The sequence below is a fragment of the Brevibacillus sp. HB1.3 genome (assembly GCF_013186635.1).
Lineage (GTDB): Bacteria > Bacillota > Bacilli > Brevibacillales > Brevibacillaceae > Brevibacillus > Brevibacillus brevis_D.
This window is the reverse complement of sequence record NZ_JABMIT010000006.1, coordinates 243,865-256,757: the sequence shown is the minus strand read 5'-3', so window position 1 is coordinate 256,757 and position 12,893 is coordinate 243,865. Positions and strand designations below refer to the sequence as shown.

Sequence of the window (12,893 nt, the reverse complement as noted above, 5' to 3'; positions counted from 1 at the left end):
TATGAAGAAATGAGTATAATTATGATAAAAAGGGGGGCACCACTATGGATCGGATTGATGAACAAATCCTCCGCTTATTGCGAGAAAATGCCCGAATTACCAGCTCTGACATCAGCAAGCAGGTTCATTTGTCCGTGCCTGCGGTCTCCGAGCGAATACGCAAGCTGGAGGATACAGGACTCATCAGGCAATTCACGGTAAAGCTGGATCGGGAGCAGCTAGGGCTTCACCTGATTGCGTTTGTGATGGTGCAAATCGAGAAAACGGAGCATATCGCTGGCTTCCGTGAAACGGTCATGCAGGCAGACTGTGTGCTGGAATGTCATCATATTGCGGGAGCTTACGACTATGTATTGAAGGTTGCTGTAAAAGGGACGGCTGATCTGGAACGATTCATCTCTGAAACATTGAAGCAAGTAGAAGGTGTAAGCAAGACGAATACGATGATCGTCCTGTCTTCCATGAAAGAGGAGATGTGAGCCTGATGGCGATCTGGCAGGGTCTCTTATTCGGGATGATGCTCCAGCTATCCGTTGGTCCGGTTTGTCTGGCGGTGTTGCATCGCTCGATGACTCGGCGATTGCGGGATGCATTCATGATGGTACTGGGTGTTGCATTCGCAGATGCAGTTTATATGGGAGGGGCGATCGGAGGACTGTCGCTGCTGTTACAAATCGATTGGGTCAAACAGATGGTTTTGATTATGGGAGCCCTGATTTTGACTTGGTTTGGGATTCAAACCTTGCGTGCCATAAAAGGAAGGGGAGAACAAGAACAAGCATCAGTCCAGCAGGCTTCATCGGGTCGAAGCAGCTTTTGGCACGGCGTGCTCCTGACGCTCGCAAATCCTCTGACTGTTCTGTTTTGGGCGGGAGTATTTGGCTCACTATTGGCATCTGGCGCTTTTGTTCATTCAACGGAGTTGTTCTTGTTTGCGACAGGCTGTTTGTTATCGACTTTATTGTTTCTGGGGCTGGTAGCTTTGTTGGCCGCGTATTTGGCTCGCTTTTTTCGTCCAGGATGGTTCAACGTTTTTCATGTGCTCAGTGGTGTCTTTTTAATTGGGTTTGCGATTGTCCTTTTCGCAAAAAGCGGTTTGAAGCCTCCATACCGGCCTTTTTAAAGGAATTTGGAATGACTGTATCGAATTTTAATAGAATACAGGAATTGCGAAAGAAAATAGTGTTTTCCTCCCATGTGAATTGGGTAATAGATAGGAAGATAGAACCCTTTCTTGTAAAAGTACCATAGTACAGGGTGTGAGGAGAACCAGTGATGACGACGGATACGTGCTTGAAATGCGGCAGTCCGATGGGCCGGGGAGAGTACAGTTGCCAGGTTTGCGGAGAAAACGAAATACAAGACTACCAGATGATTCGCAATTACGTGAGAACGTATCCGAATTCGAATGCGATGCAAATTGCCAACGCAACAGGGATATCTGTTTCAAAAATATTGCGTTATATTAAAAATGGCTCTTTGTCCGTAGTAGACAATCCGTCCCGCAGAGGGCGATCATAAGAAAAAGGGAAAAGCCCAAAAGCAGTCACGAATGCATTTCGTATAGCTTTGTGGGCTTTTTTTAATTAACGATGGAAATCTACAACCAGCGTAGACCTTTTGGATAATGATTTTTGAGTTGCCCCTCTGATTGCTTGCCCCAACCGATGGAGAATCCCTCTACAGTAACCAGCGTCCAACCACTTTCCCCTTCACGCGTGAGCGCTTCTCCTTTTAAGTATCGCAACAGTTCAGGATCGTCCGCGCCATACGAAGCGACACGGGCTGCCTCCGCAGGAGAGAGAGCGAGTCCCAAGGCGTGTGCAGGTTCAAATCTGTTCTTCTTTACGGTTCCTAGATGCAGACCGACGCGTGCGACCTTGAGCTTGTCCCAGTCGAGCTCGGGGGCAGGTGAGTAGTAGAGCTGCTCGCCAAATAAAAGAAAAGCAGATTCATCCTCGAATGGTTTGGAAAGCGCAGGGAGTGCTTCGGCTGCGAATGTACGCCAGGCTGCCAGGGCTTCTTTTCGACCTGCCGGAGCTGATTTTGCCGCACGCTTTTCTTTACGCTTCCCGGAAGGTTCATGAACTTCAGCGGTCTCACTCTTTTGCAGCTTGGCGAGGTAATGACCTTCTCCCTGTAGACGATGGGGCCATAATCTGGCTGTCTGGGTGAGCTGCTCGTTTTGCGGCGACGCCCACTCGGGTTGACCAGCAGAAAAGCAATCTGCATGTGGCAGCGGGACGATCTCAAATTCCGGGTGACGGCCGAGGAAGTTAACCAGGGACTGCTCGTTTTCAAGCGGAGCGAATGTGCAGGTGGAGTAGACCAACGTCCCGCCTGGCTTCAGCATAGCAGCGGCCGCCTCGAGAATATCGCCTTGCATGACATGGCACTCCGTTACTTTTGCTGGGCTCCAGTCCTCGATTGCTTCGGGCAGCTTGCGAAACATTCCTTCGCCAGAGCAAGGGGCGTCTACTAAAATTCGGTCAAAAAACTGAGGGAATCGCTCCTGTAAGCGTTCAGGCGTTTCGTTGGTCACGACGGCATTGGTCACGCCGCAGCGCTCCAGGTTTTCTGACAAGGCTTTTGCCCGAACAGGATGGATTTCGTTTGCCACGAGCATTCCTTGTCCATGCAAAAACGCTGCAAGCTGCGTCGATTTGCCCCCTGGCGCTGCACACAGGTCGAGGATGCGCTCACCAGGTTGTGCACCGAGTGCTTCGGCAGCGGACATCGCACTTGGCTCCTGCAAATAGTACATGCCAGCGGAGTGAAAAGGATGCTTACCGGGACGAGCAGGCTCTTTGTAGCGAAACCCGTTTTGACACCAAGGGATTGCTTCGACAGCAAACGGCGAGATTTTCAAAAAATCGTCACGCCCCACCTTCAACGGATTGACTCGCAAGCCGTGTGTCACAGGCTGATCATACGAGGAAACGAAGGCCTCATAATCGTGTCCGAGCAAGGTTTTCATGCGCTCGATAAATGATGTTGGTAAATTTTTTGTCATAACAGCCTCCGATGTCAGATTTTGGCCCCATGTGAAAGGAAAAGATAGAATCATGGCGAATCATAGAGAATGAGGTGAGAGCATTATGGAAGGATCCCGTGCAAAACGCTACCGCTCCCGGCGGAGGAATGACTCGGAAGTAAGCCGGTTTTGGATCATGGGGTTGTTGTTCTCACTGCTGGTGCTCGCTTTTGAATTCTTTATCGAAATACCCGCCGATGCAGATTGGCTGACCGATATGGAGATGGCTTTGTTTTCTGCCAGCTTTACGTTGCTTGCCTTTTATCTGCTCGGACTTACCTTTGCCTTTTCACGCCACCAAAAGGCAGGGAAGATCAATCACCAAATCATCATCTATGTATGGTTGGGTGCGATCTTGTTTCACTTGTTCCTGCTCATCAGCAATTTGTCCAATCAGCATGTGTACAAGGCAGGGATCATTCTATTTTTAGGACCATTGTTTTTAACTGTCTACCATTTTATCACGTACTTGGCAGCTTTGCGCGAAGAGCGTGAGGAGCAGGAGGCAGCTACGACAGCTACGCTCGAGCGTACGGCCTACCAGATGATCCTGGAGGGTGGGCGTGTATACAGCGAGCTGAGTCGCCTGAAAACAGAATATCCAGAAGTGGAGCAAATGCTTCGTGCCAACGATTTTCACGATAAACTGGAGCGCTATGCTTTGGAAATGCAGCAGTATTTGCAGGTGAAGCATTTTGAGCGTAAAGACGTGGAGCTCTTGGAGGGTCACTATTATTTCTTGGAAAACTTGCTGAGCTTGGCGAAACAACATCCGGGAATAATCGAGTCCCGCGTATATAGCCGCCGAGGTGACAATTGATGGGTACAAAGGAGAGGGAAGCGGATGTTTTGGAAAAAAGACAAAGGCCTGGCAGAAAAAGAGACAGCAGCGACGACAGCCACAACCACCACAACCACAATGACAGGACAGCAAGACGTATGGAAACATGAGCTTCGCGGTCTTTACGAACAGATGGGTGCAATCCTTGCTTCAGACCAAGCGATGAACGCCGATTCCGATCAAATGGTGCGATTGGTGACGAGGATGAAGCGTGCCGTAGAGAATATCCAGGCCATTAATGAGCGGGATGATGAATCTGCGAACCAGTTGTCGGTTCGAGGAGAGCGCCTGACAGACATCTGTAAACAGTCGGTAGCGCGTGCAGATGAAGGCAAGAAGGCTATGACGGACGTTGTGGAAGTCATGAGCCTGCTCGACAAAGAATCGGTTCATACGTCCAAGTCCATGAGCCGCTTGGAAGAGCGTTCTTCGGAAATTACGAGTATTGTCAAGGTAATCAGCGACATTACGAATCAGACTAACCTTCTCGCTCTGAATGCAGCGATAGAAGCTGCACGTGCGGGGGAACAAGGCCGAGGCTTTGCTGTGGTAGCAGATGAAGTACGGAAGCTGGCAGAGATGACAGCGAACTCGACCAAGACGATTGCAGAATTAATCGGAAAGATTCAAGAAGAAATCAAAGAAGCATTGTCCAACAGTGAAAAAAGCAGCAGTGCGATCAAAAATGGACTTTCCATCAGCAAGGATGCTGCACAGAAGACGGATCAGATCGCGAACGCTTTCCAGGTACTGAACGTCGAAGTGGCGGGTGTGATGGAAATCATCGCGCATCAAAAGCGTTTTGCTGACGATGTGTCCCAGCAGGTAAGTGAGGCAAAGGGCTTGCTGGATGAGCTGAATGAAGGCATGACCAAGCACGTAAGAGACGCCAACGCGGTAGAGCAAATGCTCGCGACGAGCGTAAAGGATGTCAAAAAGTTATTGTGATCATGAGGAAGAAAAATCAGGAGTCCGTATCCAAGCGATGCGGACTTTTTGATATTTGTTCTTTCCTTTCACGAAATATTTACATGTTAACGTTTGACTATTCGAAATGGAGTACTATAATCAAAGTAGGTTTCTCCATATCTTTCCTTTTTTCGACAAAATCCTATCAGCATTCGCTATGAATGGGCAAACCCATTGAAAAGTGGGGACGCAAAGCCACGGGCCTAATGTACACGTTACGATGGCAGCCGGGTTGCCAACGAGCAGTGTATTTTGCTGTTTTAGTTTTACGGCTCCTTTCATGCGAAAGGGGCCTATTTATTTTACAAAAGGGAGTGGTTGTAGCATGTCAATCCTTCAAACACTGGACAAGCAGTACATCAATGGGGAGTGGCGCGACGGACTTGGCGCGAAGACATTGCAAGATATCAACCCTTACAACGGGGAAGTCATCGCAGAATTCAAAATGGCAAATCTGGAGGATATCGACGCGGCTTACAAGGCGGCAGCCAGCGCGAAAAAAGAGTGGGATGAAGTGAATGCCTATACCAAATCCCGAATGTTGGAGCGTGCTGTTCGCTTTATCGAAGAGCATGAAGAAGAAATCATTCAGATCATCATTCGTGAACTAGGTGGAACCCGACTGAAGGCATTTTTTGAGATCGGGCTTGTGAAGGATATTATTCGAGAGGCGGCTACGTTCCCGGTACGCATGGAAGGAAAAATTCTCCCTTCTCCCGTAGACGGAAAGGAAAATCGCTTGTATCGGATTCCCGCAGGAGTTGTCGGCGTCATCAGTCCGTTCAACTTCCCGTTCTATTTGTCGATGAAGTCCGTAGCTCCAGCTCTTGGCGCGGGTAACGGTGTCGTCCTCAAACCGCATGAGCACACGCCAATCACGGGTGGGACTCTCATCGCGAAAATTTTTGAAGAAGTAGGTCTGCCCAAAGGCTTGATCAACGTCGTTGTAACGGATATTGCTGAAATTGGCGATGGATTTGTCTCCCACCCGATTCCGCGCATCCTTTCGTTTACAGGCTCTAGCCAAGTAGGAAGCCATATCGCGCAAGTGGCAGCGAAGCATTTCAAGAAGGCGATTTTGGAGCTAGGTGGCAACAGTGCCCTGATTGTTTTGGAGGATGCGGATCTTACGTATGCCGTCAATGCAGCCGTATTCAGCCGCTTTACCCACCAAGGTCAGATTTGCATGTCGGCTAACCGGGTTCTGGTTCACCAAGATGTATACGATAAATTCCTTGATCTGTATGTGGAAAAAGTATCTGGACTCAAGGTAGGCGACCCAAATGATCCAGACACGGTAATCGGTCCACTTATCAATCAACGGCAAGTCGCCAACCTGATGGCAACGGTCGATGAGGCGATACGTGAAGGAGCCGTTCCTGCACTGAAAGGGGAAGTGAAAGGAAACGTGGTCGAGCCGATTGTTTTGACAGGAGTGACCACAGACATGTCGATTGCATCCAAAGAGTTGTTTGGTCCTGCTGTTTGCATCATGTCGTTTGCTTCCGAGGAAGAAGCAATTCGCATGGCGAACGAGACACCCTTTGGATTGTCCGGGGCGATTCATACCCGCGATCTGGAGAGAGGTGCCCAGATGGCCAAGCGCATTGAGACGGGCATGATTCATATCAACGATGGAACGATCAATGACGAACCAATTGTGGCGTTCGGCGGTGAAAAGCATTCCGGATTGGGACGCTTGAATGGTCAATGGAGCCTAGAAGAGTTTACTACGCTAAAATGGATTTCGGTTCAGCACAAAAAGCGTCAATTTCCGTACTAATGCTAGCAAAAGATAGAGGTGAAGAGGGTCATGAACGGATACGAAGGATGGAATGAAACAGAAGCCTCCGAAAAGGGGAAAAATGCAGAACTTCTCGAGGCTTTCATCAAGGTTGCTCCCTATTTAAATGATTTGCTCAACGATGACATTACCATTGGGGTCTACGACACGGAAAAGCTATTGCGCAATGTGCCTGCCCAAACATTTGCTCTGCAGGTAAAGCCAGGTGATCCACTCCAGGAAGGGGATGTGATCACCAACGCGATTCGAAAAAACACCAAGCAGGCGATGATGGTTCCCAAGGAATTATTTGGTTTTCCTCTCGTCGCACGGGCGATCCCCTTGCATGATCACACGGGAAAAGTTATCGGCGGTGTCGGCATTGGTTCGAGTATGGAGCGAGCCAATGAGCTGTATGAAATTGCCGCAAATCTCTCGAGCGTCGTCGAGCAGGTCAGTGCCACCACACACGAGATGGCCGTGCAGATCGGGAATTTGAACGAGCAAATGAAGGCAATCTCAGAGCAAGCCAATGATGTGAGCCAAAGTACGACTGAGATTGAGCAAATTACACTCGCCGTGAAAAAAATTGCTGATCAAAGTAACATTTTGGGACTGAATGCGAGCATTGAGGCTGCGAGAGTAGGGGATGCAGGGCGTGGATTCGCTGTCGTCGCGAATGAGGTTCGCAATATGGCGACAGATTCACGGACGAATGCAGACAAAATCAAGCAAACCACGGATTCCATCCGGGATTTGATAACCCTGCTACAAAATTCGATTGAATTGATTAATCAAACCATGGAGAGTCAGGCAGCCGCTACGGAGGAAATTTCTGCGACGATGGTCGAAGTGAGCGACAATACGAATAAGCTGGCAGGGCTTGCCCAAGAAGTATTTGAAATAAAGTAAGCTCATATATGTAACGAAATTCCCCTCTCAGGAGTCTAACTCTAGAGAGGGGAATTTTTCCTTTCGTTCTTATTTGTGGTGGGTAGTGGTTGCTCCAGCATATAGCGATACACCGGTACTTCATCGCCCTTTTCAACGGGCAGGAAGTTAAACGTGACGTAGCTGTCCACTGATTCCGGTTCCAGGGCCAACGCAATGAAGTTTGCGTTTGGCTGGGCCATGCTGAACACGTAACTACCCGCAGGAAAGGTTTTCGTTGTTTCTGTTACATTTGCAGTCACTTGATTGGTGAAATGCCCATTCTCGTATATCGTATTCACCTTGTTTTCCAAAATGGTGTAGCTTTCTACCGCTATGGTCGTTTCTTTTGATAGCTTGCTTACCGAAACACCGAGCAGTTCCAGCTTGGCTGCAACGTCATGGTAGCCAGGAGGCATGAGATAAGCAGTGGGGCGCTCACGTTCGAGTACGGGATAGGCATCCGTAGAGCTTACCCAGTCGATGGGGGTAGACACTTTTTTTGCTGTAGCGAGATCGACTACTTCGAGAGATTGACCCGGTATTCGCTTATTCTCACTCAGGATAATGAGTTTGTCGTTGTCGTTTGCCTTTTTGCCTTTTTCCGTGATTTCTGCGCGTGCCTGGGCCACGGCGGACTTGATTGCTTTGGCGTTGGCCGCTGTTGATTGAATGACAGCAGCGTGCGTGATGGCCTGACTGTATACACGTCGTTCAAAATCGGCGCGTCCAATGCCGATACCGCGTGTTTCCACCAAAAACGTTAACGTGTTTTTCAATCCCAAGGCATTGCGTCCGATTCTGGTCTCTGTGCTGCCTTCTGTTGCGGTCACTTTTCCGTCCTTGCCTTTTGCCAGCGTATAGTAAGCGTGATGAGAAAGTTGCTCCTTGTCGAGTGCTTTTTGAACGTCAGCCAAGAGCAGGTTGTCTGACATTTTGCGCAGGTTGGTGGGAATATTCAAGTTTTTCGCAGAGGAGATCAGAACATCGTAGGAAGAGATCGCGCCTTTTTCTCCAACATCGCGAAGCTGGCTGGAAGAGACGCCGTATTCGTGGGCATCAAGCACGACATCAGGTTGATAGGTAGTAAGGGCTTGGTGAACCGCTTGCACCTCTGGATATTCTACCTTCATGTAGTCGCGGTTGGCATCCAGCTCTGTCGCGATGTAGCGTTTGAATTGGTAGGAGCCATCCGGGTTGATACGAGGAACAATCGCAACGTTTACGTGATCTAGAAGGTTGGTCCCAAGCTTTCCCTCTGCCAGCCATTTGGCGATCACAAGAGTAGATTCACCAGCGGAGGGCTCATTCCCGTGGATTTGTGCCTGTAGCCAGATGAGTGGCTTCTCATTGGTTTGTTTGAGCTTGCTGTGGTCTTTACTGAATAGCAGCAGGGGGATATCTCGACCTTCCAATGATGTACCGATGGATAGCAGCTGGATTTCCTTGTTGTCTGCAACCAATTTGCTTATGTAAGCCATCATTTCTTCCTGGGACGTAAAAGCTTCTTTTCCTTCTTGGAAGCCGGGAGTATCAAACTGGATAGTTGGCTTGGGAAACAAGTTCTCAATCTGTGCGGGTTGTACATAGGTTGGCCCGATTCCGTAATAAGGAATGTGGGTTTGTGGTTCAGCTTGGGTGATTGAGGGGCTGGTGAACAGAGATATTACGAGTGCTGTAGAAACAACGTAGCGTACTTTCTTGTCCATAAATTCTCTCCTGCGTAATAGAAGTAGACACCTATGGTTAATTTATCAGATTATTTTTAAAATAATAATCACTACGAAATATTCATTTTAAAGTAGGACTTTCGGTTCTCCTTTACTAGAATTGGGGGATGACATGGTCAGAAAAATCAGCAGAATGCTCCTTTTGATGACGGCCATCGCCGTATGTAGTATCCTTCCGAGCGATATTTCTGCAAATGAATGGAAAAAACCAATAGAAACAGAGAATGTTGAGCACCTGAATGGCGCGATTCACCAAAAACAAGAATTTCGATTCTCAGATGGTGCCACGTATTGGGCCCATAAAATGACAGGTCAGCGCAATATGATGCCCTACGTTTTCACCATACCCATTCAGGGTAACAGTCAGAACATGATGTTCCGCTACCGAGCCTATGATGAGTCGAAGAAACCGTATTGGAAGGTTATCACGCTTGATCAAGTCCAGACCCTTCCGATTTCCGCTGGTTTCGTCGAGACAGAGGGCAGGTATATTTGGTTAGGTAAGCCCATTACCTACGTGGATAAAGGTAGAGCCACGATTGAAGAAAAGCCGGCATTGGCGTTGCCAGTCGAAGTAAAACAGACGCCTTCTGGTGTCGAGCTTGTGGTCAAGCTGCCGATGAAAGCAGGCTTTATCAGCGAAATGTGGGCGCTCGATTCGAGAGAACCGCTCGTTCCTTGGGGAGAAAAAATGTTTGACAGCATCTGGCTTAACTTGGACGTTACGGAAAATGCAAAATGGCTGTACGATGGGTATTACTTTCAAAGCCCTTCTACGTATGAGCCGACTTCCGAGGCCTCCTTTTGGCGGATTCCCGAAAATTATGTCCTTCGCTCCTTTTTATATACAGGTGGAAGCAATGCTGCCCGGGATATGGGCTATGTGATGCTGAAAGCAAGCTTGAAACAGCAGGAGCCTGAGGGGTACTGGAAGACGCAGCCGCGTTCTACGTGGTTAAGTGACGATTACGGGATACCAGAGGGCTTTTACGATACGAGATTCAGCACAGGAGCGGCTGATCTGATGCTGCGGGGCTGTGATCAGTATCAAGAAAAGGACTTTTGCCAAGCGGCGAAAAAATATGCTTCTTATTTTCACAATCATGCAGCCATGAACCGTTTGGTCGTCGCTGGTGTACAGCAAGGCTGGATGATTCCCGACTACGCGACAGCAACGAATCCGATGATTCGGACACACGTTTCTTTGAATCATCAATTGGCCGAAATTAATTTTCTCTACAAAAGCTACATGCAATTCGGCGATCGGACTGACAAAGATTTAGCAGATACGATGCTCTACGGTGTCGTAAACCTTGGATCGCAGTGGATTCTCGAAAATGGCGATTTGCATTATGCCTATTTTCCAGATGGAACATTCGGCAGGAAGGACTATCCGTACTTGACCTACAATGACTTGGTCGAAACCCGGCGTCTGTACCGTCAACTGCATGGGATAGATGAGATGACGCTTGCCATGTTGATTGACAGTAAATTGATGTGGATGGAGCTGAATAATGTTCAGTATCGGTAAGAAAATAGAAGGTATGGATATGGAAATGTGACCCGTACGAATGGATGATATCGATCATGAAGTATGTAAGAAGAATCGAGGATAAAATACGTTAGGATTGCAGAAGCCGTTTCCCTGTGAGCTTCAGGGAAGCGGCTTCTTAACTATAGTTGGTGGATTATTTCGCAATGGTACATGAACCTTGGTCATGTGTTGCGCTTTTCAAAGGAAAGTAGTCTTCTCGTTTTTTTCAAATGCGTTGATGCTCCCAATACAACGTCCCATTCTTTCGTACCACAAGCAGTGCATCGATACCGTTGACGCTTTACCGATATCTCAATGACTTCATTATTGATGAGGTCTTTGTAAATTTGGTGTTTATTATCAGATTTGTGAAAGTTCCCATTCCCACAATGAAAGCAAATGATAGGGGCTACAATTGTAAAATTACATTCGTTGATAATAATTCTTCTCACCTTCCGAGATGTGTGTCGCACAAAGTTGTAGTGAATTTAATAAAAAGTAATAAAAGTAAATAAAATTTATTAGCACGACCATTTTAACAACGAAATATTGGTTAGTAAACTGCCCAGATATGGAATGGGAAAGTCTAGACTAGCGGGACACTGTTCGATGTGATTGATCATAAAAAATTGCCGGTTTTCCCTATCGTAGGTGTGACCGACATACGTAACGAAAGTTGAGAGCATTCTAATCTATTTCCGCAAAGCAAACAAGGTCAAAAAGCTGACCGCCTCCCGCAGCTCTACGCTTAAACGGCCCGCTATATCTGGCGTAATTCCTTCTTTGTATACCGGCTCTTCACCCAGCAGTGTGAAGCCATTTTCGCTCGCCAACTGCTTGGCTTCCCAGGGCATCATCGTATTTTGGATCGTTGTCTCTTCATATAGTCTGCGATAGCTATGAGCGCGTGGGCCAGCTGTAGGACCGAGAATACCCAAGACGAGAACTCCTCCGGGTGCGAGCACGCGGTGAAGCTCCAAGAGTGCCTGGAGCGGAGACGGCGTGAATTCCACTACGTTAATCGAGAGCACACCGGAGAAGGAATCATTGGCAAAAGGAAGCTCGCTGATATCTCCCGTCTGAAAATGAACAGAGCCTGAGGAGGAAATGACCCGGTCATGAGCGAGGCGGATCATTTCCCCGGCAATGTCGATGCCCTCCACCTGATAGCCGTGCTCTGCAAGTTTGCAACTGGCATAGCCGTCACCACAGCCTGCATCGAGAACAGGTCCAGATCGGACAGCTACATGCTTCATAAAATAGGGGAGGATGGTGCTGCGGCTCCCTTTTTCCCACATATGCTCACTTCGTTTTCGCCAGTCTTCTGCAAATTGATCCCATTGCTTGGCGGCTTGTTCTGTCCATTGGCTCATCCTTATCCACGCCTTTCTCTTCGATTGAACGATACCGTTATGAAGAAAAACTCCGGTCAAGGCGGCCGGAGCGTTTCATGGAAGATGGTTTACGTCAAAGGATCATGGTTTGGGGAATTGTGGGACCAGGTCAGCAATTTTTTTACTCTTTAGCGTATGCATCATTTGCTGCTCGGCCTCAGCCACAACCTGTTGAATCAGACAGGCACTATCATGACGGAAGCTGCATTCAAACAAGGAGGTTGTCCCTTCAATGGCTTGGATAACATCCAAGAACGATATATCATCTTGATTGCGTTTGAGCTTGTATCCGCCATTTGCGCCAGAGACCGAGTGGATCAACCCAGCTTTGACCAGTTTGGTCAGCATTTTGGATAGGTATGTTTGAGAAACGCCTAGCTTCTCTGCCAAAAGCTGAACACTAACGGGTTTATCAGGGGCTTCTGCTACCAGATAGAGCATCGCATGGAGGGCATAGTCTGTTGCCTGTGAATACTTCATAAGACACCTCAATCATGGACTTAATACATCCATCATAAAGTGAATGGGGAGCATGAGCAAGGGGGAGAGTGATTCGTGCTGTTATCTGCACTTTCGACGCCCATTTTTGTATGGGGCAACTTGACACAAAAAATCTTTGAGGGATATTATAGATATGATAAGTCCGTGAATGCGTTGTTTGAAATGATCCAAGTACAG

General features: G+C 48.0%; 12 protein-coding genes and 1 riboswitch. Of the genes, 8 read left to right on the top strand and 4 right to left on the bottom strand.

The window, feature by feature from the left end; translation table 11 throughout:
- Positions 1–44: 44 nt before the first annotated feature.
- The 3 genes from HPY31_RS16360 to HPY31_RS16350 all read left to right on the top strand — a co-directional run bounded on the left by HPY31_RS16360 (position 45) and on the right by HPY31_RS16350 (position 1,521).
- A complete protein-coding gene (locus HPY31_RS16360; RefSeq protein ID WP_048034169.1) occupies positions 45–479 on the top strand; it encodes an Lrp/AsnC family transcriptional regulator in 435 nt (144 codons plus the stop codon).
- A 5-nt stretch (positions 480–484) separates the two neighbouring features.
- The gene (locus HPY31_RS16355) at positions 485–1,123 is read left to right on the top strand and encodes a LysE family translocator (protein WP_172141566.1); all 639 of its coding nucleotides are present in this window, start codon (positions 485–487) and stop codon (positions 1,121–1,123) included.
- A 152-nt stretch (positions 1,124–1,275) separates the two neighbouring features.
- Positions 1,276–1,521: a hypothetical protein gene (locus HPY31_RS16350; protein ID WP_087346138.1), complete on the top strand. Its 246-nt coding sequence runs from the start codon at positions 1,276–1,278 to the stop codon at positions 1,519–1,521.
- Between the two features lie 79 nt (positions 1,522–1,600).
- Here HPY31_RS16350 and HPY31_RS16345 read toward each other — a convergent pair whose 3' ends face one another.
- Positions 1,601–3,013: an RsmB/NOP family class I SAM-dependent RNA methyltransferase gene (locus tag HPY31_RS16345; protein ID WP_172141565.1), complete on the bottom strand. Its 1,413-nt coding sequence runs from the start codon at positions 3,011–3,013 to the stop codon at positions 1,601–1,603.
- An 85-nt stretch (positions 3,014–3,098) separates the two neighbouring features.
- Here HPY31_RS16345 and HPY31_RS16340 point away from each other — a divergent pair, with 85 nt between their 5' ends.
- The 4 genes from HPY31_RS16340 (at position 3,099) to HPY31_RS16325 (ending at position 7,539) form a co-directional block, all read left to right on the top strand.
- The gene (locus tag HPY31_RS16340; RefSeq protein WP_015892595.1) at positions 3,099–3,854 is read left to right on the top strand and encodes a hypothetical protein; all 756 of its coding nucleotides are present in this window, start codon (positions 3,099–3,101) and stop codon (positions 3,852–3,854) included.
- A 24-nt stretch (positions 3,855–3,878) separates the two neighbouring features.
- A complete protein-coding gene (locus HPY31_RS16335) occupies positions 3,879–4,823 on the top strand; it encodes a methyl-accepting chemotaxis protein (protein ID WP_172141564.1) in 945 nt (314 codons plus the stop codon).
- A gap of 175 nt (positions 4,824–4,998) precedes the next feature.
- Positions 4,999–5,084: riboswitch (cyclic di-GMP riboswitch) on the top strand.
- 85 nt (positions 5,085–5,169) lie between these two features.
- Complete coding sequence (yfmT, locus tag HPY31_RS16330; RefSeq protein WP_172141563.1) at positions 5,170–6,627, top strand: benzaldehyde dehydrogenase; 1,458 nt, start codon at positions 5,170–5,172, stop codon at positions 6,625–6,627.
- A gap of 30 nt (positions 6,628–6,657) precedes the next feature.
- A complete protein-coding gene (locus HPY31_RS16325) occupies positions 6,658–7,539 on the top strand; it encodes a methyl-accepting chemotaxis protein (protein WP_172141562.1) in 882 nt (293 codons plus the stop codon).
- A gap of 41 nt (positions 7,540–7,580) precedes the next feature.
- Here the strand turns inward: HPY31_RS16325 and HPY31_RS16320 are convergent, their stop codons facing one another.
- Complete coding sequence (locus HPY31_RS16320) at positions 7,581–9,266, bottom strand: M14 family metallopeptidase (protein WP_172141561.1); 1,686 nt, start codon at positions 9,264–9,266, stop codon at positions 7,581–7,583.
- 133 nt (positions 9,267–9,399) lie between these two features.
- Between HPY31_RS16320 and HPY31_RS16315 the strand changes: the two genes are divergently transcribed.
- On the top strand, positions 9,400–10,818 hold the full coding sequence (locus HPY31_RS16315) for a hypothetical protein (RefSeq protein WP_172141560.1): 1,419 nt from the start codon (positions 9,400–9,402) through the stop codon (positions 10,816–10,818).
- A gap of 695 nt (positions 10,819–11,513) precedes the next feature.
- On the opposite strand, the gene HPY31_RS16310 is transcribed toward HPY31_RS16315, so the two are convergent.
- Entirely contained in the window at positions 11,514–12,194 is a 681-nt protein-coding gene (locus HPY31_RS16310) for a class I SAM-dependent methyltransferase (RefSeq protein ID WP_172141559.1), read from the bottom strand.
- Between the two features lie 102 nt (positions 12,195–12,296).
- Positions 12,297–12,695 (bottom strand): RrF2 family transcriptional regulator, encoded by a 399-nt coding sequence (locus HPY31_RS16305; protein WP_172141558.1) that lies wholly within the window; start codon positions 12,693–12,695, stop codon positions 12,297–12,299.
- Positions 12,696–12,893 lie beyond the last annotated feature (198 nt).